At 71.5% G+C, this 24,552-nt stretch carries 20 protein-coding genes and 2 tRNA genes; 18 read left to right on the top strand and 4 right to left on the bottom strand.

Annotated features, from left to right (window positions below):
• Positions 1-16: 16 nt before the first annotated feature.
• The 6 genes from FB157_RS11370 (at position 17) to FB157_RS11395 (ending at position 3,765) form a co-directional block, all read left to right on the top strand.
• Positions 17-1,714, top strand: coding sequence for an LCP family protein (locus tag FB157_RS11370; protein WP_145878516.1), 1,698 nt, complete (start codon positions 17-19; stop codon positions 1,712-1,714).
• A gap of 102 nt (positions 1,715-1,816) precedes the next feature.
• Positions 1,817-2,260, top strand: a complete 444-nt coding sequence (rsfS, locus tag FB157_RS11375) for a ribosome silencing factor (RefSeq protein ID WP_145878518.1) — start codon at positions 1,817-1,819, stop codon at positions 2,258-2,260.
• Positions 2,260-2,928: a histidine phosphatase family protein gene (locus FB157_RS11380; RefSeq protein ID WP_145878520.1), complete on the top strand. Its 669-nt coding sequence runs from the start codon at positions 2,260-2,262 to the stop codon at positions 2,926-2,928. Before rsfS ends, FB157_RS11380 begins: the two co-directional genes overlap by 1 nt.
• A gap of 81 nt (positions 2,929-3,009) precedes the next feature.
• Positions 3,010-3,082: transfer RNA gene (locus FB157_RS11385), tRNA-Ala, on the top strand.
• 272 nt (positions 3,083-3,354) lie between these two features.
• The gene (locus FB157_RS11390) at positions 3,355-3,528 is read left to right on the top strand and encodes a hypothetical protein (RefSeq protein WP_145878522.1); all 174 of its coding nucleotides are present in this window, start codon (positions 3,355-3,357) and stop codon (positions 3,526-3,528) included.
• Positions 3,529-3,531: 3 nt separating this feature from the next.
• Positions 3,532-3,765, top strand: coding sequence for a hypothetical protein (locus FB157_RS11395; RefSeq protein ID WP_003976229.1), 234 nt, complete (start codon positions 3,532-3,534; stop codon positions 3,763-3,765).
• On the opposite strand, the gene FB157_RS11400 is transcribed toward FB157_RS11395, so the two are convergent.
• Positions 3,744-4,967 carry a glycosyltransferase 87 family protein gene (locus FB157_RS11400; RefSeq protein ID WP_145878713.1) on the bottom strand — a complete coding sequence of 408 codons (1,224 nt, stop codon included), beginning with the start codon at positions 4,965-4,967 and terminating at the stop codon, positions 3,744-3,746. The genes FB157_RS11395 and FB157_RS11400 overlap by 22 nt on opposite strands.
• 114 nt (positions 4,968-5,081) lie before the next feature.
• Here FB157_RS11400 and FB157_RS11405 point away from each other — a divergent pair.
• Positions 5,082-5,154 (top strand) — tRNA-Ala (locus FB157_RS11405).
• A 132-nt stretch (positions 5,155-5,286) separates the two neighbouring features.
• Here the strand turns inward: FB157_RS11405 and FB157_RS11410 are convergent.
• Entirely contained in the window at positions 5,287-6,897 is a 1,611-nt protein-coding gene (locus tag FB157_RS11410; RefSeq protein ID WP_145878524.1) for an NADH-quinone oxidoreductase subunit NuoF family protein, read from the bottom strand.
• Positions 6,894-8,183 carry a cytochrome b/b6 domain-containing protein gene (locus FB157_RS11415; protein ID WP_186581456.1) on the bottom strand — a complete coding sequence of 430 codons (1,290 nt, stop codon included), beginning with the start codon at positions 8,181-8,183 and terminating at the stop codon, positions 6,894-6,896. The genes FB157_RS11410 and FB157_RS11415 overlap by 4 nt, the downstream gene beginning before the upstream one ends.
• A gap of 415 nt (positions 8,184-8,598) precedes the next feature.
• On the opposite strand from FB157_RS11415, the gene leuS reads away from it, so the two are divergent.
• The 9 genes from leuS to FB157_RS11465 all read left to right on the top strand — a co-directional run bounded on the left by leuS (position 8,599) and on the right by FB157_RS11465 (position 19,846).
• The gene (gene leuS / locus FB157_RS11425; protein WP_145878525.1) at positions 8,599-11,475 is read left to right on the top strand and encodes a leucine--tRNA ligase; all 2,877 of its coding nucleotides are present in this window, start codon (positions 8,599-8,601) and stop codon (positions 11,473-11,475) included.
• A gap of 181 nt (positions 11,476-11,656) precedes the next feature.
• Complete coding sequence (locus FB157_RS11430; RefSeq protein ID WP_145878527.1) at positions 11,657-12,394, top strand: hypothetical protein; 738 nt, start codon at positions 11,657-11,659, stop codon at positions 12,392-12,394.
• A 72-nt stretch (positions 12,395-12,466) separates the two neighbouring features.
• On the top strand, positions 12,467-13,312 hold the full coding sequence (locus tag FB157_RS11435; RefSeq protein WP_145878528.1) for a DegV family protein: 846 nt from the start codon (positions 12,467-12,469) through the stop codon (positions 13,310-13,312).
• 121 nt (positions 13,313-13,433) lie between these two features.
• A complete protein-coding gene (locus tag FB157_RS11440; protein ID WP_145878530.1) occupies positions 13,434-14,561 on the top strand; it encodes a ComEA family DNA-binding protein in 1,128 nt (375 codons plus the stop codon).
• Complete coding sequence (locus FB157_RS11445; RefSeq protein ID WP_145878532.1) at positions 14,558-17,089, top strand: ComEC/Rec2 family competence protein; 2,532 nt, start codon at positions 14,558-14,560, stop codon at positions 17,087-17,089. The genes FB157_RS11440 and FB157_RS11445 overlap by 4 nt, the downstream gene beginning before the upstream one ends.
• A 27-nt stretch (positions 17,090-17,116) precedes the next feature.
• Positions 17,117-17,953, top strand: coding sequence for an arylamine N-acetyltransferase (locus FB157_RS11450; RefSeq protein ID WP_145878533.1), 837 nt, complete (start codon positions 17,117-17,119; stop codon positions 17,951-17,953).
• A 55-nt stretch (positions 17,954-18,008) separates the two neighbouring features.
• The gene (locus FB157_RS11455) at positions 18,009-18,254 is read left to right on the top strand and encodes a hypothetical protein (RefSeq protein ID WP_145878535.1); all 246 of its coding nucleotides are present in this window, start codon (positions 18,009-18,011) and stop codon (positions 18,252-18,254) included.
• Between the two features lie 87 nt (positions 18,255-18,341).
• The gene (gene holA, locus FB157_RS11460) at positions 18,342-19,331 is read left to right on the top strand and encodes a DNA polymerase III subunit delta (RefSeq protein ID WP_145878537.1); all 990 of its coding nucleotides are present in this window, start codon (positions 18,342-18,344) and stop codon (positions 19,329-19,331) included.
• 119 nt (positions 19,332-19,450) lie between these two features.
• The gene (locus tag FB157_RS11465; protein ID WP_145878538.1) at positions 19,451-19,846 is read left to right on the top strand and encodes a nuclear transport factor 2 family protein; all 396 of its coding nucleotides are present in this window, start codon (positions 19,451-19,453) and stop codon (positions 19,844-19,846) included.
• A gap of 199 nt (positions 19,847-20,045) precedes the next feature.
• On the opposite strand, the gene rpsT is transcribed toward FB157_RS11465, so the two are convergent.
• Entirely contained in the window at positions 20,046-20,312 is a 267-nt protein-coding gene (gene rpsT, locus FB157_RS11470) for a 30S ribosomal protein S20 (protein ID WP_145878540.1), read from the bottom strand.
• A 225-nt stretch (positions 20,313-20,537) separates the two neighbouring features.
• On the opposite strand from rpsT, the gene lepA reads away from it, so the two are divergent.
• Positions 20,538-22,412: a translation elongation factor 4 gene (gene lepA / locus FB157_RS11480; RefSeq protein ID WP_145878543.1), complete on the top strand. Its 1,875-nt coding sequence runs from the start codon at positions 20,538-20,540 to the stop codon at positions 22,410-22,412.
• 263 nt (positions 22,413-22,675) lie between these two features.
• The gene (locus FB157_RS11485; protein ID WP_145878545.1) at positions 22,676-24,550 is read left to right on the top strand and encodes a long-chain fatty acid--CoA ligase; all 1,875 of its coding nucleotides are present in this window, start codon (positions 22,676-22,678) and stop codon (positions 24,548-24,550) included.
• Positions 24,551-24,552: the final 2 nt, after the last annotated feature.

The raw sequence follows: 24,552 nt of genomic DNA on the forward strand, positions 1-24,552 counted from the left end.
GCCGAGAGGGGCACCGGTGAACGACCGATACGACGCGGGGTACGGAGACGGCCCGTACGAACTCGTCGGCTACGACGAGTACGGCCGTCCGGTGTACCAGCAGGTCCCGGCCCAGCCGACCCCGCAGCAGCCCTACGACCCGTACGCCCAGCAGGGCTACGGCTACGACCCCTACGCCACCGGGCAGCAGCCGGCCCAGCCCTACGACACCGGCAACCAGCGCCCTGCCCCGTCCTACGACGCGTACGACACCGGCCACCAGCCGTCCGCCTCCTCCTACGACACCTATGGCGGCAGGGGCGCGGCGAACCCGTACGACCCGTACGGCCGGACCACGACCAGCGGGCAGCACCCGCGGGTCACCGAGCAGACCGCCTACATCCCGCAGCAGGCCGGCCCGGCCGAGGAGCCGGAGCCCCAGGCCGCCCCCGAACGCGACTACCGCACCGAGCAGTTCGCCTTCGTCGAGGAGCCGACCGACGACTCCGAAGACGTCATCGACTGGCTGAAGTTCACCGAGAACCGCACCGAGCGCCGCGAGGAGGCCCGCCGCCGTGCCCGCAGCCGGATCGTCGCCCTGCTCGTCGTCCTCGCCCTCGTCGCCGTGGGCGGTGTCGGCTACCTCTGGTACGCCGGAAAGCTGCCCGGCCTGTCCTCCTCCGGCTCCAAGTCGGGCACGGCGACGCCGGCGGCCGCCCAGAAGCGTGACGTGATCGTCGTCCACCTGCACAACACCGGCAAGGGCGGCACCTCCACGGCGCTCCTGGTCGACAACACCACCACCGAGCAGGGCACGACCGTGCTGCTGCCCAACTCCCTCGCGCTCAGCGGCGACGACGGCAGCACCACGACCCTCGCCAAGTCGGTGGACGACGACGGCGCCTCCGGTACCCGCGACCAGCTCGACACGGTCCTCGGCACCGACATCCAGGGCACCTGGCGCCTGGACACCCCGTATCTGCAGAACCTCGTCGACCTGGTCGGCAGCATCGACATCGACACCGACACCGACGTACCCGACCCGGACGCCAAGAAGAAGGGCACCTCGCCGCTGGTCCACAAGGGCAAGGCCCAGACCCTCAGCGGCAAGATGGCCGTCGCCTACGCCACCTACCGCGCCTCCGGCGAGGCCCAGAACGCTCAGCTGGAGCGGTTCGGGCAGGTCATGCAGGGCGTGCTGCGCAAGATCTCCTCGGATGCGCAGGGCGCCACGGTCACCGTGCAGACCCTCGCGCAGATCCTCGACCCGCCGCTGACCGACAAGGACCTCGGCGCCTTCCTGGCCAAGCTCGCCGACCTCGCCAAGGGCGGCGACTACAAGACGGCCCTGCTGCCCGTGCAGTCCGACGGCACGCTGAGCGCGCGGACCAGCGGCAGTGTGGTGAAGGACATCCTCGGCGGCACCGCCAAGAGCCCCGACGCGGGCTCCGCGGTCCGGGTCTCCGTCCAGAACGCCACCGGTGTGAAGGACGACACCGAGAAGGCCCGCGTGGTCCTCCTCAACGGCGGCTTCACCTTCCTGGAGGGCGGCACCGCGTCCGCCGCCCGGACCACCTCGAAGGTGCTCTACGCCGACGCCGCCGACAAGGCGAGCGCCGCCGAGGTCGCCAAGACCCTGGGCCTGCCCGCCGGCTCCGTGGCCAAGGGCACCGTCTCCTCCGGCGCCGACGTCTCGGTCGTCCTGGGCAGCGACTACCGGCCCGCCTCCTCCTGACAGCGGCAGGGGCACCCCATGTGATCCGTTAATCACGTGGGGTGCGCCCGGTGGTCCGTGAGACCCTTGACGTCAAGTGTCCCCTTGACGGAAAGCCATGTAGTGACCGCCACTGATCGTTCCCTTGAGCTCATCAACACCGCTGCCCAGGCGGCGGCCGACAAGCTCGCCCACGACGTCATCGCCTACGACGTAAGCGACGTGCTGTCGATCACGGATGCCTTCCTGCTGGCCTCCGCGCCGAACGACCGCCAGGTCAGGGCGATCGTCGACGAGATCGAGGAGCGCCTGCAGAAGGAACTCGGCGCCAAGCCGGTACGCCGCGAGGGCGACCGCGAGTCCCGCTGGATCCTGCTCGACTACGTCGACATCGTCGTCCACGTCCAGCACAGCGAGGAGCGTGTCTTCTACGCCCTGGAGCGGCTGTGGAAGGACTGCCCCGAGCTCGAGCTGCCCGCCGACGCCAAGGCGACCCGCGGCAAGGCCGAGGAGCACGCCAAGCTGCTGTCCGCCGAGGCCGCCGAGGAACCGGGCGGGGACTGGTGATGAGCGCCACCGGCGAGGTGAGCGACCGCAGGGACCGGGGCCGCCGCATCATCCTGTGGCGGCACGGCCAGACCTCGTGGAACGTGGAGCGCCGCTTCCAGGGCACCACCGACGTCGAGCTGACCGAGACCGGTCTCGGCCAGGCCCGCCGGGCCGCCCGGCTGCTCGCCTCCCTGGGCCCCGACGCGATCGTCTCCTCGGACCTGCAGCGGGCCGCGAAGACGGCCGCCGAGCTGGCCGCCCTCACCGACCTCGACATCGTCCGGGAGGAGGGCCTGCGGGAGACCTACGCGGGCGTCTGGCAGGGCCTGACGCACGAGGAGATCATCGCCCGGTACGGCGAGCAGTACGCCGCCTGGAAGCGCGGTGAGGCGGTCCGCCGCGGCGGTGGCGAACTGGAGACCGAGGTCGCCGACCGCGCAGCCCCCGTCGTGCTGCGGCACGCCGAGAAGCTGCCCGAGGACGGCACCCTCGTGGTGGTCAGCCACGGCGGCACGATCCGCACCACCATCGGCCGGCTCCTCGGCCTGGAGGCCCAGCACTGGGAGAGCCTCGGCGGCCTCTCCAACTGCTGCTGGTCCGTGCTCGGCGAAGGCGCCCGCGGCTGGCGCCTGCTGGAGCACAACGCGGGCACCCTCCCGGAGCCCGTCCTCGGCGACGACGACTGACCCCCGACCCCGGATTTCACTTTCCGGCAGGTCACAGGCTAGAGTTCTTCTTGTTCGCCCCGCTGAGCGGGAAGAACACCAGGGGCTATAGCTCAGTTGGTAGAGCGCCTGCATGGCATGCAGGAGGTCAGGAGTTCAATTCTCCTTAGCTCCACTGATCGACACTCGCTCGAGTTGTCAAAGATCGGTGAAGAGGATCCCGTCCCCTCAGGGGGCGGGATTTTCTGTGTTCATCCTTGAGTCGGTCGGGGCCCTGCGGGCGTATAGCCATGCGGAGACGTTCTCGGTGGGCCCGTGGCGCGGGCCGGAACGGCCCGAGCCGGGGGCCGTGTCCGGACTGGTACTGAGGCGTCGCTGACCGTATTGGTCCGGCCGTGGCAGAATCAAACGGCCGGAAGGGGGCGCGGCCCGACGGGAGGAGTAGCGATGCCTGCGAGCATCCTTGAGGAGGGCGGCCACCTCCTCGGTGCGGCGTTGATACGGGGCACGGCGACCCGGCTCAGCTGCCCTTCCTGCGGTTCCGCGCGTGTCGCCCAGGTTCTCGGGGACAACGGCGGAATCTCCTACGTGTGCACGGCCTGCGGCCACAGCTGGAGCTGATCGATGGGTGCACACAGGCGAAAGTGCGACTGGTGCGGCAGTGGTACGCCGATCGTCCGTGACATGGAGCCGGTCAACCCCGACTACCAGTACTGGTGCGAGGAATGCGCGCGGGCGCTGATCATAAAAGGCGACCCGATCGAGACCTACCGCGAGCTGGAGGGTGAGCCGATCTACGGCCGGCTGCTCGAGGAGCACTGCACGCTCAAGAGGTTCTACTCCTTCGTGACCGCCTGACGCGCCGCCGACCGCGGCCGGGGGCTCGGCGCCGACGTCCGGGCCAGCGCGAGGAACAGTGCGGCGGCCCCTGCGTAGAGGGCCGACAGCGTCAACTGGACGCCCGTCTGATGCAGTTCGGGCCGTCCGGGGCCGTGCGGCACCCACCACGGAGCGTACGAGCAGAAGACCAGCGCCGTCCCCAGGGCGGCCGCCCGGTGCCCGCGCGTCCACAGCAGCAGCACCAGGGGCACGCACCACACCCAGTGGTGCGTCCACGACACCGGACTGATCAGCAGCGCGGTGACCGCGCAGGCGCACACCGCCCAGGGCCGCATCCCCCGCAGCTCCGCCGTCACCGCCACCGTGAGCCCCAGGACGGCCGCCATGGCTGCGCCGGCGACCCAGAGGGCTCCCGGGTCGGGTGTGTGCAGCAGACGGGCCAGAACGCCGCGCAGGGCCTGGTTGGCGGTGGCCTCGACATGGCCGGCCCGGTCCGCGCGGAACACCATGTCCGTCCAGAACCGCCACGAGTCGTACGGCAGCGCGGCCGCCGCGAGCAGGGTCGCCCCGGCGAACGCGGTGGCAGCCCCCCGCGCGTGCCGCAGCCAGGGCCCGCCCTCCCCGCCCCCGAGCCGGGCCGCGACACCCGTGGCGAGCAGGAACGCGGGGAACAGGGCGGGGGTCAGCTTGACCGCGGCGGCCAGCCCGAGCCCCGCCCCGGCCAGACGGCCGTACCCGTCGGCGGGACGACGGGTCAGGTCCCACAGCACCAGGGCGGCGAGCAGCAGATTGACCTGGCCGTAGCGCAGCGTCGTCCACACCGGCTCGCACCAGACGGCCACCGCCGCGACCCACCAGACGCTCTCCGCGCGCGCGTGCCCGACGAGTTTCAGCGACAGCCGTACGAACACCACGAGCAGGGCGAGATTCCCCGCCGTCGCCAACACCCGCAGCGTCAGGGGGCCCGGCAGGGTCAGCGCGGTGAACAGCAGGGCCGCGAACGGCGGGTAGGTGGAGGGCAGGTGCGCGGCGGTCGCCCGCAGCGCGTACAGGTCGCCTCCGGCGCGAACGGCGGCCCCTTCGGCCCGGTACACCATCAGGTCGATCATCGTCACGTGCGCGGCCCGCTGTGCCAGCCAGAACGCGGTGAACGAGACCAGGCACGCACCCACGGCCAACGGCACCCGGCGCCGGCCTCCGGAGAGCGCGATCAGGGTCACGAAAGCAGACATTAGCCCCCGTATGAGGGCAGAGTGGAAACCGATTTGGTGCTGCACCCCAGGGACCGTGTAATGTTGGCGTCGCCGCCGGGGAAACCGGGCGGAACAAAGCAAGGGGCTATAGCTCAGTTGGTAGAGCGCCTGCATGGCATGCAGGAGGTCAGGAGTTCAATTCTCCTTAGCTCCACAGAAGTCGAAGGCGGATCATCCGAACGGATGGTCCGCCTTCGGCGTGTTCCACGTTCTCCGGAGCGAGCAGACCGAAGGCGGTCACCCGGCTCGGGTGACCGCCTTCGGTTCCGCTCGGCGTCTCGGCGTCTCAGCGGCCGAGGGCGCGGCGGCCGCGGCCCTGGGACAGGACGGGCAGGTTGCGCGCGGGTGCCTGCCCGCGCGTGTCCTCCTCGATGCGCAGCGCCAGTGCCGGGCAGCGGCGCACCGCGCGCAGCGCCTTCGCCTCGGCGTAGCGCGGCACCTGTGCCTGCGCCACGGTCGGGAAACCGTCCGCGCCCAGCTCGAAGACCTCCGGGAGGATGTCGGCGCACAGACCGTGGCCCCGGCACAGCGTCCAGTCGACGTAGATCTTCTGGCGGCTGGAACCGGTCTCCTCGGGCTCTGGGCCGCCCGTGATGCCCATCGGGGCCCTGCCGCCCTCGAAGAGCGGCAGAACGCCTTCCACGGGCCGTCCGCAGCCGTTTCCGAGGACGTGCGCGGCCAGGTCGTCGGTGAACGCCTTGATGGTCGACTCCAGGAACATCGCGGAGCCGTCGGGGTGCGAACACGCCCCGCGCCGCTTCACGTTCTTCGCGACCTGCTTCAGCGCCTCCAGGGCGGCCGGTCCGCCGCCGTTGAGGATGTCCTCCATACCGCGCGCGGCGGCGGGCAGTCCGAGGTAGCAGGGGCCGCACTGGCCGGCGCTCTCCTCGGCCAGCCACTGGGCCACCCGCAGCGACTCGCCCAGCGGGCAGGTCTCCTGAGTGATCGGCAGGATCGCGCCCGCGCCCAGGGCACCGCCCACCGCGTCCAGGGAGTTGCGGGAGACGATCGCCTCGTTGACGGTGGCCGCGTCGATCCACTTGCCGTGGTAGCCGCCGGTCAGCACTCCCTGCGGCACCGGCGGGGCGCCGGCCAGCTGCAGGACGTAGCGCAGCGGCACGCCCGTGGGGACCTCGAGCACCATCGGGCGGGCGACCGCGCCGGAGACCGTGAGCATGACGGTGCCCGGCTCGTCGTACAGGCCGGTGTTGCCGTAGCGCTCGGGGCCGATGCGGGCGGCGATGGCCAGCTGCGCGAACGTCTCCGCGTTCGACAGCAGGGTGGGCGCCCCGCCGACGCCGGACTGCGAGGCGCTGATCTTGCGGCCGGGCGGGATCGCCGGGCCGCCGTCGACCGAGCGGATCAGCGACGCGGCGGCGCCGGTGACCATGCGCACGGGGTTGCGCTGCACCCACGCGCGCAGTGCCGATCTGCGGCTGTTGCTCAGGCCGCGCTCGGCGAGCGCGGCCTCCATGGAGCGCTGGGTGGACTCCCGGGTGACCCCGATCACGAGGGTGCGGGCACCGAGGGCCTCGGCGCACAGCAGGGCGCCGTCGAGGATGAGGTGCGGGGCACGGTTGATGAGCACCGTGTCCTTGCGGCAGGCCGGTTCGTCCTCACTGCCGTTGACGACGACGACCGGCCGCACTCCCCGCTTGATGGCGGACTCGGCGACCGATCGCAGCTTCTTGTGGAAGGGGAAGCCCGCGCCGCCGCGGCCCTTGAGGTTGATGGCCTCGGCGAGTTGGGCGAGTTTCTCGCCGCTCAGCGGGTCGAGCGGCCCGTGCACCTTCAGATGCATGGGCAGATCGAGCCGCTCCACAAGGTCGAAGCCCGACGTGAGCTGCGGAAGTCCGACCACGCGGACTTCGGGTACGTCGGGCAGGGCCTCGTTCACCTATAGCCTCCGGAAGGCATGTTCCAAGGTTCGCCCGAACCCGGCGTCTCGTACGAGGTGCCGGGGTTTGGTTCTGTGGCGGGACCGCTGTTGTACGTGTCACCCGAGTTGTACGTGCCGTAGAGGTTGTTCGTCTCACCGGTGTCGTACATGTCACTTCCGCCGTATCCGGCGGTGCCCGTATTGCCGTAGACCGGAATGGTGTATCCCGTGTCCTGGAGCGGGTCGTACGCCGACGGCGGGGCCTCGCCGACCGGCGGCGGGGACGGGACCGGCCAGCTGCCCGAGGTGCTGGACGGGCCGTCCACCCGTGGCATCGTCTCGGTGGCCTGCATGTCCCGCGGCAGGTCCATGCGTGTGGTCTGACCGGTGGCGAACGACTGCTGCTGGCCCGGAGTGGACACCGCGCGGTAGGCCGCGGCGAAACCGGACGCGGGCTCGGGTGCCGGGCTCGCGGGGGTCTGGTACAGCGGCGAGGCGGCGGGGGCGGGCCGCTCGCCCTGCGCGGCCCGCCGCTCGCGCCGGCCCTCGAAGCCCTGCGGGCCGGAGTCGGCGGCCCGGGAGCGGCTCGCCTCCAGGCCCTCGCGCCCCTGCCGCTCCTCGCTGCCGATGAGCGCGACGATCCGGTCGGCGACCTTGCGCTTGAACGGGCGCGGCGCGGCCCGCAGCGCGAGCGCCGCCATGATGCCGACCAGGCACAGCTCGTACGAGATCATGAAGAACGGCTTCGCGGCGCGCCCCGCGAACAGGCCGTGGATCAGCGCCGCGCACAGGGCCGGGTAGGCCAGCATGTGCATGGCGCGCCAGCGCGCGGCCACCGGCGCGGGGGAGGCGAACTGGTTGCGCAGCGCGCCGGTGACGCCCACGAAGATCATGAGCAGGGCGGCCAGCGAGCCGAGGCCGATCAGTCCACCGGTGCCCGACACGCCGAGGCTGAAGGGGATCAGCGCGGCGATCAGGACGGTGTGGCCCAGCGCGAGCTTGATCGTGATGTGCACCAGGAGGAACGCGATCGAGGCCACCGCGAGCACCCGGTGGATGGCCTGGGCGACGATCCGCTGACGAGTGTTGAGGATGAGCCGGTCCTGCGTGACCAGACCCCAGATCACCGAACTGGTGAGGCTGACGAGCGACAGGACACCCGCACCGAAGTTCAGGAAATCCTGGAGCCAGCCGCCTCCGTTCACCACAACCACGGGTATGAGCAGCAGGACGACAGCAGTCGCCACCCCATAGGCCGACCGGCCCGGCTTGGGGAGTGAGCTGTTACTACGACGAGGGTTCATGGGGGCAACTCCGAGCAGTTTCGGGAAGGCGGTCCCGCTGCCGAACTCTAGGTGGCGCCATACCGATCAGTACGAGGTTTGAGTTATTGCGTTGTTATCAAAGGACAATGCGACCGTGTCGATGTCCCTTAGCGGGTGTTACGCGAAGTAATCTTTGACCTTCGTTCAGTTCTGGTCGGGTTCGTGGCATGTCCACATGGCATACGGACGTCCGGCGCCGCTTGCTCAAGGGCTGCGGTACCCTAGCGCCATGCGTGCCGTACGCCTTCTGCTTAGCGGGCCGCGCTGATCAATACCGACCCCCGGTCGACCGGGCGGGTCGGCATCGGCGCGGCGTCCCCTCCTGTGCGAGGGGTTTTTTCGTTTCTCAAGGACACAGCCGCAGGCAGAGACGATCGATGGAGCTTTGAGGATCATGAGCGAGACGAACCCCGCTGCCCCCGCCGAGGTGGCCGCGCCGCACCGCTACACGGCCGCCCTGGCTGCCGAGATCGAGGCACGCTGGCAGGACTTCTGGGACGTCGACGGCACCTACGCGGCGCCGAACCCGAAGGGTGACCTGGCGGGCGACGCCGAGCTGGCCGCCCGGCCCAAGAAGTTCATCATGGACATGTTCCCCTACCCGTCGGGTGCGGGCCTGCACGTCGGCCACCCCCTGGGCTACATCGCCACCGACGTCTACGCCCGGTTCCAGCGCATGACCGGCCACAACGTCCTGCACACCCTGGGCTTCGACGCCTTCGGCCTGCCCGCCGAGCAGTACGCCGTGCAGACCGGCACGCACCCGCGCGTGTCCACCGAGGCCAACATCGAGAACATGAAGGCCCAGCTGCGCCGGCTGGGTCTGGGTCACGACAAGCGCCGGTCGTTCGCCACGATCGACCCGGACTACTACAAGTGGACCCAGTGGATCTTCCTGCAGATCTTCAACTCCTGGTACGACGACGAGGCCCGCAAGGCCCGCCCGATCTCCGAGCTGATCGCCCAGTTCGAGTCCGGTGAGCGCGCCGTGGCGGGCGACCACGGGCGCACGTGGAACCAGCTGACCGCCGCCGAGCGTTCCGAGGTCCTGGGCGAGTACCGCCTGGCCTACGCCTCCGACTCGCCCGTCAACTGGTGCCCCGGCCTGGGCACCGTGCTGGCGAACGAGGAGGTCACCGCCGACGGCCGCTCCGAGCGCGGCAACTATCCGGTCTTCAAGGCCAAGCTGCGCCAGTGGAACATGCGCATCACCGCCTACGCGGACCGGCTGCTGGAGGACCTGGAGGAGCTGGACTGGCCCGAGGCCATCAAGCTGCAGCAGCGCAACTGGATCGGCCGCAGCGAGGGCGCCCGCGTCGACTTCCCGATCGACGGCGAGCGCATCACGGTCTTCACCACCCGCCCGGACACCCTGTTCGGCGCGACCTACATGGTGCTGGCCCCCGAGCACCCGCTGGTCGACAAGTTCACCCCGGCCGCCTGGCCGGAGGGCACCCACGACGTGTGGACCGGCGGCCACGCCACCCCGGCCGAGGCCGTCGCCGCCTACCGCGCGCAGGCCGCCTCGAAGTCCGACGTCGAGCGCCAGGCCGAGGCCAAGGACAAGACCGGTGTCTTCGTCGGCGCGTACGCGACCAACCCGGTCAACGGCGACCGGGTCCCGGTCTTCATCGCCGACTACGTCCTGATGGGCTACGGCACCGGCGCGATCATGGCCGTCCCGGCGGGCGACCAGCGCGACTTCGAGTTCGCTCGCGCCTTCGAGCTGCCGATCCACTGCATCGTCGAGCCGACCGACGGCCGGGGCACCGACACCTCGACGTGGGAGGACGCCTTCGGGTCGTACGACGCGAAGATCATCAACTCCGCCAACGACGAGATCTCCCTGGACGGCCTGCCCGTCGCCGAGGCCAAGGCGCGCGTCACCGAGTGGCTGGCGCGCAAGGGCATCGGCGAGGGCACCGTCAACTTCCGCCTGCGCGACTGGCTGTTCAGCCGTCAGCGCTACTGGGGCGAGCCCTTCCCGATCGTGTACGACGAGGACGGCATCGCCCACGCGCTGCCCGAGTCGATGCTGCCGCTGGAGCTGCCGGAGGTCGAGGACTACTCGCCGCGCACCTTCGACCCGGACGACGCCGACACCCAGCCCGAGACGCCGCTGTCGCGCAACGAGGACTGGGTCAACGTCACCCTGGACCTGGGCGACGGGCCGAAGAAGTACCGGCGTGAGACCAACACCATGCCCAACTGGGCCGGCTCCTGCTGGTACGAGCTGCGCTACCTGGACCCGCACAACAGCGAGAAGCTGGTCGACCCCGAGATCGAGCAGTACTGGATGGGCCCGCGCGAGGGCCAGCCGCACGGCGGTGTCGACCTGTACGTCGGCGGCGCCGAGCACGCCGTGCTGCACCTGCTGTACGCGCGCTTCTGGTCCAAGGTCCTGTACGACCTGGGGCACGTCTCGTCCGCCGAGCCGTTCCACAAGCTGTTCAACCAGGGCATGATCCAGGCCTTCGTCTACCGCGACAGCCGCGGCATCGCCGTGCCGGCCGCCGAGGTGGAGGAGCGCGACGGCGCCTACTACTACGAGGGCGAGCGGGTCAGCCGGCTGCTGGGCAAGATGGGCAAGTCCCTGAAGAACGCGGTGACTCCGGACGAGATCGCCGCCGAGTACGGCGCGGACACGCTGCGCCTGTACGAGATGGCGATGGGCCCGCTGGACGTCTCCAGGCCCTGGGACACGCGCGCGGTGGTCGGCCAGTTCCGGCTGCTGCAGCGGCTGTGGCGCAACATCGTCGACGAGAACACCGGCGAGGTCACCGTCACCGACGCCGAGCCCGACGAGGACACGCTGCGTGCCCTGCACAAGGCGATCGACGGCGTGCGCCAGGACCTGGAGGGCCTGCGCTTCAACACCGCCATCGCCAAGGTCACCGAGCTGAACAACCACCTGACCAAGGGTGGTGGCGCGGTGCCGCGGTCGGTCGCCGAGCCGCTGGTCCTGATGGTCGCCCCGCTGTCCCCGCACATCGCCGAGGAGCTGTGGCGCAAGCTGGGCCGCACCGACTCGGTCGTCCACCAGGACTTCCCGGTCGCCGACCCGCGGTACGTGGTGGACGAGACCGTGACCTGCGTCGTGCAGATCAAGGGCAAGGTCAAGGCCCGTCTGGAGGTGCCGCCGGCCATCTCCGAGGAGGAGCTGGAGAAGGTGGCGCTGTCCGACGAGAAGGTCGTCGCGGCGCTGGACGGCGCGGGCATCCGCAAGGTGATCGTGCGGGCGCCCAAGCTGGTCAACATCGTTCCGGCCTAGAACGACGTCCGAACGGACGCCCGGGTACCGGAACATCCGGGGTCCCGGGTGCCCGGGAATGCGGCGTCGGGGTAGTCCCCTACGGGCAGGTTCGGGGTTTTTCCGGAACTCCGGACCTGCCCGCTGCGTTTACCGTGGAGAACACAGCGGCTCGCGCCGCATCCGGCGGAGGAGGAGCGCCATGGAAGTGATCACCGTGCTCGCCCTGTTCTTCCTGCTCTTCGTCGGCCTCGGCGCCTTCGTCACGATCAAGGCGCTCGGCGCCGCCAAGCGTGGCGTGGACCGCACGATCGCGCAGGCCAGACGCACGGTCGAGGACCACACCCTGCGTGCCAAGTCCTTCGCCCAGGTCGGCCCGGCCGGGGAGATCGCCCAGCTGCGGCTCACGCTGCGCACCTCGATGCGCGCCACCCAGGAAGCCCTGCACGCGGGATTGCCCGAGGACGAGTCGCTGAAGGAGTCCCTCGGCCTCTTCGAGCGGCTCGGCGCGCACGGCCGCGAGCTCGACGCCGACCTCAAGCGTCTGGAGTCCGAGCCGGACCGGGCCACGCTCGCCGCACGGCTGCCCGAGCTGCGCGGCCGCACCGAGCGCATCACCAAGTCCGCCGACTCCCTGCGCTGGGCCGCCCGCGACCGGGCCCGCCGCTTCTCCGACGACGAGCTGGACTCGCTCAGCGCCCAGATCGACGTCGAGGCCGGGGCCCTGCGCCACTGGACGCGGGACGAGCCCGCACCGGCACCCCCGCCGTGGCCGGACGCCCCGACCGCCGCCGCCGGCCCCGAGGCGCGGCGGCAGACCTGGCAGGAAACACCCGGCTCCCGCACCGCCGATGAGCCGGCGGGCCCGGCCATCACCCCGCCGACACCGCGCCCTTCCTATCCCTGGCAGAAGAAGCCGCGCCCCGAGAGCACCACATGACCGGTCCGCTTCCGGACCGGCGGACAGGGGCTGGGCTGCCACGTGAGCGCTACGGCAGGTAACCTCCAGCTCATGTCCCGCCATGTCGCTATCGTCACCGATTCAACGGCCTACCTGCCGCCGCGGACGATGGAGCGTCACGGCATCACAGCGGTGCCCCTGACCGTGGTCCTCGGCGACCAGGCACTCGAAGAGGGCACCGAGATCTCGACCCGTTCCCTGGCCCAGGCACTGCAGAAGCGGCGCCCGGTCACCACCTCCCGCCCCAGCCCGCAGACGTTCGCGGAGACCTACCGCAGGGTCGCCGAGTCCGGCGTGAGCGCCATCGTCTCCCTGCATCTGTCCGCCGAACTGTCCGGCACCTACGACGCGGCGGTCCTCGCGGCGCGTGAGGCACCGGTGCCGGTACGGGTGGTGGACACCGGGATGGTCGCGATGGCGCTGGGCTTCTGCGCGCTCGCCGCGGCCGAGACCGCGGAGGCCGGCGGCACGGTGGACGAGGTCGTGACGGCGGCCGAGAAGCGGGCCTCGGGCACCTCCGCCTACTTCTACGTCGACACGCTCGACTACCTGCGCCGCGGCGGCCGCATCGGCGCGGCACAGGCCCTGCTCGGCTCCGCACTGGCCGTCAAACCGCTGCTCCAGCTGGGCGGTGGCCGCATCGAGCTGCTTGAAAAGGTCCGTACGGCGTCGAAGGCGATCGCGCGTCTCGAGGAGATCGCGGCCGACCGGGCGGGTGGTGCCGAGGTCGACATCGCCGTCCACCATCTCGCCGCCCCCGAGCGGGCCGCCGCCCTCGCCGACCGGCTGCGGGAGCGGGTGCCCGGGCTGGCCGATCTGCATGTCAGCGAAGTCGGGGCGGTCATCGGGGCGCACACCGGGCCCGGGCTGCTGGGAGCGGTCGTCTCCCCGCGCTGACACCCCCGCTCCACGGGCTGCTGTCACTCGTGCGAGTGGTGGAGTTGTCCACAACCAGGCGGTGATCCACGGGAATTGACCAAGATCATCGTGAAGCGGCGAGATGTTCCATCCTCGTCGCATGGCACTTCGATCACAAGCACGCACCGCCACCCCGACCAGCGGACCGGGCCGTGGCCCCGCCTCCGACGGACGCATCCGCCGCCACCCCGCCGACCGTGGCCGCGCCCGTCACCGCGTCCCCGCACCCGCGGAGGAGCTGCGCCGCCGCGCGGAGCTTCTCTTCGGCGAACGAGCCGTGCAGTGGCGGGAGTCGGGGAACGCACCGCCGGAGAGGCAGCAGCCGGCGCGTACGGCGACGGAGGTGGGGGCGGCGCCCGGGCCGAGTACGGCGACGGGACCGGCGCCCGACGTCAGTAGGGCGTTGCCCGAGCTCACCGGGGTGCGCGTGCTGTCCACCGAGCCGGGGCCGGCTGCGGTGCCCGAGGGGCAACTGACCGGCCCGGACGACCGTTCGGACCCGGCGGAGCCTGTCCTGCCGGGCCTTCGGGAGCGGGCCGGGCTCGCTCTGCGGGAGCGGTTGCCGGTGTGGTTGCAGGCGCGGTGCGGGGTGGAGCGGCGGGGAGTGGTCGCACTCACCGTGGTGCTGGTGGTGGCCGCCGTGTTCGCCGTCCAGCACTTCTGGGCCGGGCGGACACAGACCGTGAGCGCTCCCCAAGTGGTGCGTGCCGAGGCGCCGTTCGCCGGGAAGGAGGAGGGCGCGAAGTCCGCTGGTGCCGTCAGCGCCTCGGCGAAGCCCGGCGGGGAGATCGTCGTCGACGTCAGCGGCAAGGTGCGCAGGCCCGGGATCCGGCGGCTGCCGGCCGGCTCGCGGGTGGCGGACGCCCTGCGGGCGGCGGGCGGGGTGCGGCCGGGGGTGAGCACCGAGGGGCTCAACCGGGCCCGCTTCCTGGTGGACGGCGAGCAGGTCCTGGTCGGCGCGTCCGCAGGAGCGGCGGCCGCCCCGCCCGGGCCCGGAGGCGGTGCGGGCTCCGGGCCCGCGGGGACGGGACCGGCGGCCCCGGTCTCCCTCAACACGGCCACCGCGGACCAGCTCGACACCCTGCCCGGAGTCGGCCCCGTGCTGGCCCAGCACATCATCGACTACCGCACCCGGCACGGCGGCTTCCGCTCGGTCGACGAGCTGCGCCAGGTCAACGGCATCGGCGACCGCCGCTTCTCCGACCTGCGGGCCATGGTGCAGCCATGAGCGGCCCCTCGGAGCAGCAGCCGCCGGCCCCGACCGACCTCCGTCTGGTGCCCCCGGCACTCGCGGCCTGGGCGACGGCTGCCCTGGTCCTCGATGCTCCGCCGGGCTGGAGTGCCGGCATCGCCCTTGCCTGTCTGCTCGCCGGAGCAGTCCTGCTGCCGGCCCGGCGGCGGGGGAGGCCGGGCGGACAGCGCGCCCGGTTCGCCCGGGCGCGTGCCCCGGTCGCCGCCGTGCTCCTGTGCGTGGCCGCGGCCGCCGCCTCCGCCGGGCTGCACGGGGCGGATGTGCGGCGCGGGCCGGTGCCCGAGCTGGCGCGGCGGTTCGCGACCGTGACCGCCGAGGTCGAGCTGACCGGCGACCCCTGGCTGAGCAGGCCACGGGTGCGGGGTGATCACGCGGCGCCCGTGGCGGTGCTGGCCAGGGCGGAGGTGCGGCGCGTGGCTGAGGGCGACGGGGCCGGGGCAGCGACGCGGACTCCCGTGCTGCTGGTCGTCGACACCGGCGTGCCCGTGCCAGGCGCACCTCCCACGGGTGACGCGACCGGTGTGCGGGGCACGAGCGGCGCACGCCCCGGCTGGCTCGGGCTGCTGCCGTCCACCCGGCTGCGGGTGAACGCCCGGCTGGCACCCGCCCTGACGGGCGGGGACCGGACAGCGGCCGTGCTGCGGGTGCGGAGCGGGCCCGTGCCGGAGGTCGTCGCGGGGCCGAGCGGGCCGCAGCGGCTGGCGGGGCGGCTCAGGGCCGGGTTGCGGGAGGCGACCGCGGGACTGCCGGCGGATGCCCGGGCGCTGCTTCCCGGGCTGGTCGTCGGTGACACCTCCCGGATCACACCCGAACTGGACGACGCCTTCAAGGAGACGGACCTGGCGCACACGCTCGCCGTCTCGGGCAGCAATCTCACGATCCTGCTCGCGCTGCTGATCGGGCCGCCCGGACTCGCCCAGCGCGTCGAGCGCCGGGGCCTCGCCCCGCGTCTGGGGCTCTCGCTGCGGGCCACCGCCCTGCTCGCGGGAGCGCTCACGCTCGCCTTCGTGATCGTGTGCCGGCCCGACCCCAGCGTGCTGCGGGCCGCCGCCTGCGGCGCGGTCGCCCTGCTCGCCCTGGCGACGGGGCGCCGCAGATCCCTGGTCCCGGCGCTCGCCACGGCCGTCCTCCTGCTGGTGCTGTACGACCCCTGGCTGGCCCGCAGCTTCGGCTTCCTGCTCTCCGTGCTGGCCACCGGTGCGCTGCTCGTGCTCGCGCCCGGCTGGAGCGAGGCGCTGCAGCGGCGCCGGGTGCCGGCCCGGCTCGCCGAGGGGCTGGCCGCGGCCGCCGCCGCACAGGCCGTGTGCGCGCCGGTCGTGGCGGTGCTGTCGGCCCGGGTGAGCCTGGTGGCGGTGCCCTGCAACCTGCTGGCCGAGGTCGCGGTCGCTCCGGCCACCGTGCTGGGGTTCGCCGCGCTCGCCGCGGCGCCGGTGGCGATGCCGCTCGCCAAGGTGCTGGCCTGGTGCGCCGGCTGGCCCGCCGGATGGATCGCGCAGGTCGCCCGGACCGGGGCGGCGTTGCCCGGAGCGGGAGTGGACTGGCCGGGGAGGTGGCCCGGGGCGCTGCTGCTGGCGGCGGTCACCGTGGCGGTCGTCCTGGCCGGCCGGCGCCTGCTGCGGCACCCCTGGTGGTGCGGTGCGCTCGCCGTGCTGCTTCTGCTGGCGGTGGTGCGGCCGGCGCCGCTGACCCGGGTGATCACGGGCTGGCCGCCGCCGGGCTGGCGGTACGCGATGTGCGACGTCGGGCAGGGCGATGCGACGGTGCTGGCGGCCGGTGAGGGGGCCGGAGTGGTCGTGGACACCGGACCCGACCCCGCGCCGGTCGATCACTGCCTGCGGGAGCTGGGCATCACCCGCATCCCCCTGGTCGTCCTGACCCACTTCCACGCCGACCACGTCGCGGGGCTGCCCGGTGTGCTGCGCGGCCGCTCGGTGGCCGCGATCGAGACCACGGGCTTCGAGGAACCGGCGGATCAGGCCGAGTTCGTGCGAAGGGAGGCGGCCGATCGGCACATCCCGCTCACCCGGGCCGTCGCCGGGGAGGAGCGCCGCAGCGGCCCCCTGGACTGGCAGGTGCTGTGGCCACCCGCCGTCCCGGCCCCGGGGCAGCCCGCGGTACCGGAGCCGGACGGACCGAACGACGCCAGCGTCGCCCTGCTCGTCCGGTCCGGCGGACTGCGGATGCTGCTTCTCGGGGACCTCGAACCCCCCGCTCAGCAGGCCCTGTTGCGTTCCCCGGCCGCGGCCCGGCTGGCGGGAGTGGACGTGCTGAAGGTGGCCCATCACGGCTCGGCCTATCAGGACCCGGACCTGATACGGCTGGCGGCCCCGCGGGTGGCGCTCATCTCCTGCGGCGCCGACAACCCCTACGGCCACCCGGCACCGGCGACAGTCGCCGCGCTGCGGGCAGGCGGAGCGGTGGTGCTGCGCACGGACCGGGACGGGGCGCTCGCGGTCGGCGGGGGCGGCGGGACGAACGGGGAGGTGCGGGTGGCCAGAGGCTGAGGGCGGGTGTTCGCCGAGACTGGGTGCATGAATTCAGCACAGGCCGACGCCTATCTCCGCCGCCTCGGGGCCGCCCGCCCGCCGCACCCCACCACCGAGGCCCTGCGCGAGCTGCACCTGCGCCACCTGCGGACCGTGCCCTTCGAGAACCTGTCCATCCACCTCGGCGAGGAGATCGTGCTGGAGGAGAAGCGGCTGCTGGACAAGGTGGTCGAGGGGCGGCGGGGCGGCTTCTGCTACGAACTCAACGGCGCGTTCGGGGCGTTGCTCGCCGCCCTCGGATACGAGGTCCAGCTGCTGGCGGGGCGGGTGTACGGGGACGAGGGGCGCCTCGGCATCCCGTACGACCATCTCGCGCTGCGGGTGCGGACGGCGGACGGCGGGGACTGGCTCGCCGACGTCGGGTTCGGGGCGCACAGCCACTATCCGCTGGCGTTCACGGAACGAGAGGACCAGCCGGACCCCGGCGGGCCGTTCCGGGTGACGGAGGCCGGCCCGGATCCCGCCGGAGTGCTCGGTGGCGGGGGCGGCCCGGCCGGGGCCCCGGACCTGGACGTCGTACGGAACGGAAAGCCGCAGTATCGGCTGGACACGCGGCCCCGCGCGCTCGGGGACTTCGCGGCCGGGGCCTGGTGGCACAGCACCTCGCCGCGGTCGCACTTCACCCGGTCCCTGGTGTGCTCACGGGTGACGCAGGACGGTGGGCGGATCACCCTCAGCGGCCGGACGTCGACGACGTCGGCCCCCGACGGGAGGAAGGAGACAACGGAACTGGGGACGGACGAGGAGGTGCTGGCGGTGTACCGGGAGCGGTTCGGGATCGAGCTGGGCCGGGTGCCGGCCGTGCGAAGTCGGAACGACTGATCCGCAGGGGCTGACCTGGCCGTTCGGCGTGTGGCGGGTGCCGGAGAATGGGGCGGTGAGCGATGTGAGACACGTGCTGGTGCTGCCCGACCGCGATGCCGCCGAGGAGGCGGCCGAGGCGCTCGGGGAGCGCTTCGCCATCGACGAGGAGCCCCGGCTCGTCCGGGACGCCCTGGCCGGCGAGGACGACGCGGAGGACGCCCAGTGGCTGCTGGTCCTGCACGACGCGGACGGACGCCTGGACCCCGCCGAACTGGACGCCTTCGCGGGGGAGTGGGACGGCTGGCGCGAGGAGCCGTGACCCCGGGGCCGGCTCCGGGGGGCGGTCCGGGACCGGTCGGGGTGCGCGGCCGGTTCGTTGTCAGTGCCGCGTGGGATGCTGTAGGCGATGGCCAGGAAGACTGCGAATGACGACCCTCTCGCCCCGGTGACCGTTGCCGTGGGCCAGGAAGACCTCCTGCTCGACCGTGCCGTGCAGGAGGTGGTGGCCGCTGCCAGGGCCGCCGACGCCGACACGGACGTACGGGACCTGACCCCGGACCAGTTGCAGCCCGGCACGCTGGCCGAGCTGACGAGTCCCTCGCTCTTCGCCGAGCGCAAGGTCGTGGTCGTGCGCAACGCGCAGGACCTCTCGGCCGACACGGTCAAGGACGTGAAGGCGTACCTGGGGGCGCCCGCGGAGGAGATCACCCTCGTGCTCCTGCATGCGGGCGGCGTGAAGGGCAAGGGGCTGCTGGACGCCGCGCGCAAGGCCGGGGCGCGGGAGGTGGCCTGCCCGAAGATGACCAAGCCTGCGGACCGGCTGGCGTTCGTGCGGGGCGAGTTCCGGGGGTTCGGACGGTCGGCCACGCCCGAGGCGTGCCAGGCGCTGGTCGACGCGATCGGCAGCGATCTGCGCGAGCTGGCCTCGGCGGTGGCGCAGCTCGTCGCCGACGTCGAGGGGACGATCGACGAGGCCGTCGTCGGGCGGTACTACACCGGGCGGGCCGAGGCGTCCAGCTTCACGGTCGCCGACCGGGCGGTGGAGGGCCGTACGGCGGAGGCGCTGGAGGCGCTGCGCTGGTCGCTGGCCACCGGGGTGGCCCCGGTGATGATCACCAGCGCGCTGGCCCAGGGGGTGCGGGCGATCGGGAAGCTGTCGTCGGCGCGCGGCGGCCGGCCCGCCGACCTCGCCCGTGAGCTGGGCATGCCGCCGTGGAAGATCGACCGTGTTCGCCAGCAGATGCGGGGCTGGACGCCGGACGGGGTGGCGGTGGCACTGCGGGCGGTCGCCGAGGCCGACGCGGGCGTGAAGGGCGGCGGCGACGACCCCGAGTACGCGCTGGAGAAGGCGGTCGTGACGATCGCCCGGGCCGCGCGGTCCAGAGGGCGGGGCTGAGCCTCGGGGCCTGTCCGGCCCTGGGCCGGAGCGGTGATCCAGTCGCCCGGTGGCCGTCGGCGAGGAGAATCGGAGCTGTCAGCCGTACATCGCCGGAACACTGGAAGGTGGCGATCGCCATGGCTGAACATCCGCACGCAGTCCTGGTCCGCAAGGCTTACGACGCCTTCTTCCGAGCCGACATGGACGCCCTGCGGGAGCTGATGACGTCGGACGTGACCTACCACGCGCCCGGCAGCCATCCGCTCTCCGGCGACTTCAAGGGCCGGAACGCCGTGATCAACATGTACGGCAAGCTCTTCCAGGACAGCGGCGGCAGTCTGCGTATCCAGCTGCGAAGCGTGTTCGTCGACGGCCGGGGGCATGTCGTGGCCCTGCATCACGCCACCGCGGAGCGCGGGGACAGGCGCTACGGGCAGGACGGATGCCTCGTCTTCAGGATCGTCGGGGACAAGATCACCGACATCGACGAGTGCGTACCGGACATCGACGGGAGCAACGCCTTCTGGTCGTGAGGCGAAGGCCCGGGGCGGTCATGCCGAAGGCCCCGCCGCCCACCCTGGGGAAGGGAGGGCACCGGGGCCTCGGACCAAGCTGTCGAGCCCGTTCCCGCGTGGCGAACGCAGGCCGCGAACAGGCTCTGGGGTGCCGGACGGGAGCGGATGAGAGAGGGCCCGCTCTGGGTCCTTCCGGCGGTCAGATCAAAAGGGAGTCTCAGCCCTTGAGGGACGTGACCTTGGAAGCAAGCGCCGACTTCTTGTTGGCGGCCTGGTTCTTGTGGATGACGCCCTTCGAGACGGCCTTGTCGAGCGCACGCGCGGCAACGCGCTGCAGCTCGGTGGCCTTCTCGACGTCACCCGCGGCAGCGGCCTCACGGGCCTTGCGGATCGCGGTCTTCAGGGAGGACTTGACGGCCTTGTTGCGCAGCCGAGCCTTCTCGTTGGTCTTGATCCGCTTGATCTGGGACTTGATGTTCGCCACGAAGGAGCCTTTTCAGGTTCTGGTGCGGGCCGCTCGGGTCCCGTACCGGTGATCCAAAATTTTCTGTTCGCGCCTCGCGCTGAGAGGGCATGAGGCACAGCCATCTACAGTACCAGTGGCCCTCCGGGCGGCCCAAAACGGTCTCCGGTCCCTTCGCGTGGGACCATGGAGACTACGTATCGATCCGACCCGAGGCATAAGGCGCCTCAAGAGACAGGACCCTGCGTGCCCGCGACCCCTAACCATGTGCCCGAGCCGAGCCGTACCGCCCCGGCTCTGATCCGCAATTTCTGCATCATCGCGCACATCGACCACGGCAAGTCCACGCTCGCCGACCGGATGCTCCAGCTGACCGGTGTGGTCGAGCAGCGGCAGATGCGTGCTCAGTACCTCGACCGGATGGACATCGAGCGCGAGCGCGGCATCACGATCAAGTCCCAGGCGGTGCGTCTGCCCTGGGCCCCGACCGAGGGCCCCGACCAGGGCACGACGCACATCCTCAACATGATCGACACCCCGGGGCACGTCGACTTCACCTATGAGGTCTCGCGGTCGCTGGCCGCCTGCGAGGGGACCATCCTCCTCGTCGACGCCGCCCAGGGCATCGAGGCGCAGACCCTCGCCAACCTCTACCTGGCGATGGAGAACGACCTCACGATCATCCCCGTGCTGAACAAGATCGACCTGCCGGCCGCGCAGCCGGAGAAGTTCGCCGAGGAGCTGGCGAACCTGGTCGGCTGCGACCCGTCGGACGTCCTGAAGGTCTCCGCCAAGACCGGCCTCGGTGTCGACGCGCTGCTGAACAAGGTCGTCAAGGAGATCCCGGCGCCGGTCGGGGTCGCCGACGCACCGGCCCGCGCGATGATCTTCGACTCGGTCTACGACTCCTACCGCGGTGTCGTGACCTACGTCCGTGTCATCGACGGCCAGCTCAACAAGCGCGAGCGCATCAAGATGATGTCGACCGGCGCCACCCACGAGCTGCTGGAGATCGGCGTCAGCTCGCCCGAGATGCTCCCGGCGGACGGCCTGGGCGTCGGTGAGGTGGGCTACCTCATCACCGGTGTGAAGGACGTGCGCCAGTCCAAGGTCGGTGACACCGTCACCAGCCAGGCCAAGGGCGCCACCGAGGCGCTCGGCGGCTACAAGGACCCGAAGCCGATGGTCTTCTCGGGTCTGTATCCGCTGGACGGCTCCGACTACCCGGAGCTGCGCGAGGCCCTCGACAAGCTGCAGCTCAACGACGCCGCGCTGGTCTACGAGCCGGAGACCTCCGCGGCCCTCGGCTTCGGCTTCCGCGTCGGCTTCCTCGGCCTGCTGCACCTGGACGTGATCCGGGAGCGGCTGGAGCGCGAGTTCGGCCTCGACCTGATCGCCACCGCGCCCAACGTGGTCTACCGCGTGGTCATGGAGGACCGCACCGAGCACATCGTCACCAACCCGAGCGAATTCCCCGAGGGGAAGATCGGCGAGGTGTACGAGCCGGTCGTGCGCGCCACCATCCTGGCGCCCACCGAGTTCATCGGCTCGATCATGGAGCTGTGCCAGACCCGGCGCGGCACCCTGCTCGGCATGGACTACCTCTCCGAGGACCGGGTCGAGATCCGCTACACCCTTCCGCTCGCGGAGATCGTCTTCGACTTCTTCGACCAGCTGAAGTCCAAGACCCGCGGCTACGCGTCCCTCGACTACGAGCCCACCGGCGAGCAGACCTCCAGCCTGGTCAAGGTCGACATCCTGCTGCACGGCGACAAGGTGGACGCCTTCTCGGCGATCACCCACAAGGACGCCGCGTACGCGTACGGGGTGCGGCTGGTCGCCAAGCTGCGCGAGCTCATCCCGCGGCAGGCCTTCGAGGTGCCGATCCAGGCCGCCATCGGCTCCCGGGTCATCGCCCGCGAGACCATCCGCGCCATCCGCAAGGACGTCCTCGCCAAGTGCTACGGCGGTGACATCTCCCGTAAGCGGAAGCTGCTGGAGAAGCAGAAGGAAGGCAAGAAGCGCATGAAGATGGTGGGTTCCGTGGAGGTTCCGCAGGAGGCCTTCATCGCGGTCCTGTCCAGCGATGACAGCGCGGGGTCGGGCAAGGGCAAGAAGTAACCGACGGTAACGGCGGGCTGTGTCCGCAAACCGGGCACAACAGGGGCTCGTCGTGCGAAAGCATGGCGGGCCCCTACGCGTGCGTAGCGTCGCTCTGAGTGGAAAGTGACAGGCCGATGCCCCTTACGCAGCGGCCGGTCGCCCCTTACTCTGATCCCTGCTCGATAGTTACTCGCGAGTTAAACAACAAGCCCGAACCCCACCCGTGAGTTAACCCAGCCGCACCTGAGCCAGCCGCACTGTCGCGGGCCCCGGAGGATGTCGTGACCGACACACAGACCCTGATCGAGAACCGTCCGCCGTCCGTCGCGGCCCTCTTCCTGGAGCGCGTGGCGGCCACACCGGACGCAGAGGCCTACCGCTACCCGGTCCCGCCCGCCTCCGGCCAGGGGCCCGACGACTGGAAGTCGCTGAGCTGGGCCGAGGCGGCGCAGCGGGTGTACGCGATCGCGGCCGGGCTCATCGAACTGGGTCTGCAGCCCGAGCAGCGGGTGGCGCTCGCCTCCTCGACCCGCGTCGAGTGGATCCTCGCCGACCTCGGCATCATGTGCGCGGGCGGCGCCACCACGACCGTCTACCCGCAGACCAACGCCGACGAGTCCGCGTTCATCCTCTCCGACTCCGAGAGCCGGGTGCTGATCGCCGAGGACGCAGCACAGGTCGCCAAGGCGGTGGAGAAGCGCGCCGAGCTGCCCGCGCTGACCAAGGTCGTCGTCATCGACCCGGCCGGCGTCGAGACCGACGACTGGGTGATCACCCTCACCGAGCTGGAGCAGCGCGGCGCCGCCTATCTGGAGAAGCACCCCGAGCTGATCAAGGAGCGGGTCGGCGCGCTCACCAAGGAGCAGCTCGCCACCCTCATCTACACCTCCGGCACCACCGGCCGGCCCAAGGGCGTGCGCCTGCCGCACGACAACTGGGCGTACATGGCGAAGGCCATCGCCGCGACCGGCCTGATCAGCGGCGAGGACGTGCAGTACCTGTGGCTGCCGCTCGCCCACGTCTTCGGCAAGGTCCTCACCTCCGGCCAGATCGAGGTCGGCCACGTCACCGCCGTCGACGGCCGCGTCGACAAGATCATCGAGAACCTTCCGGTGGTGCAGCCGACGTACATGGCGGCCGTGCCGCGCATCTTCGAGAAGGTCTACAACGGTGTCGCGGCCAAGGCCCGCGAGGGCGGCGGGGCCAAGTACAAGATCTTCCAGTGGGCCGCCGAGGTCTCCCGCGAGTACGCCAAGGTCTCGCAGGACAACTTCCGCCGTACCGGCAGCCACGCCGTGCCGTTCGGCCTCGGCGCCAAGCACAAGGTCGCCGACGCCCTCGTCTACTCCAAGCTGCGGGAGGCCTTCGGAGGCCGGCTGCGCGCCTGCGTCTCGGGCGCCTCCGCGCTTTCCCCCGAGATCGGCTACTTCTTCGCCGGCGCCGGCATCCACATCCTGGAGGGCTACGGCCTCACCGAGACCTCCGCGGCCTCCTTCGTCAACCCGGGCGAGGCCTACCGCACCGGCACCGTCGGCAAGCCGCTGCCCGGCTGCGAGGTGCGCATCGCGGACGACGGCGAGATCCTGCTGCGCGGCCCCGGCATCATGGACGGCTACCACCAGCAGCCCGAGAAGACCGCCGAGGTGCTGGAGAGCGACGGCTGGTTCCACACCGGCGACATCGGCGAGCTGTCGCCCGACGGCTACCTGCGCATCACCGACCGCAAGAAGGACCTCATCAAGACCTCCGGTGGCAAGTACGTCGCACCGGCCGAGGTCGAGGGCCAGTTCAAGGCGGTGTGCCCGTACGTCTCCAACATCCTGGTGCACGGCGCCGACCGGAACTACTGCACCGCCCTCATCGCCCTCGACGAGATCGCCGTCCTGCAGTGGGCCAAGGACAACGGCCTGGAGGGCAGGTCGTACGCCGAGATCGTCGCGGCCCCGCAGACGGTCGAGATGGTCGACGGCTACGTCAAGCAGCTCAACGAGGGCCTGCAGCGCTGGCAGACCATCAAGAAGTTCCGGCTGCTGCCGCGCGACCTGGACGTCGAGCACGGCGAGATCACCCCGAGCCTGAAGCTGAAGCGGCCGGTGGTCGAGCGGACGTACAAGGCCCTGATCGACGAGATGTACTCGGGCACCCGCGAGGCGTGAGA

Origin of the sequence: Streptomyces sp. BK340, assembly GCF_007827595.1 — a bacterium.
Taxonomy (GTDB): domain Bacteria; phylum Actinomycetota; class Actinomycetes; order Streptomycetales; family Streptomycetaceae; genus Streptomyces.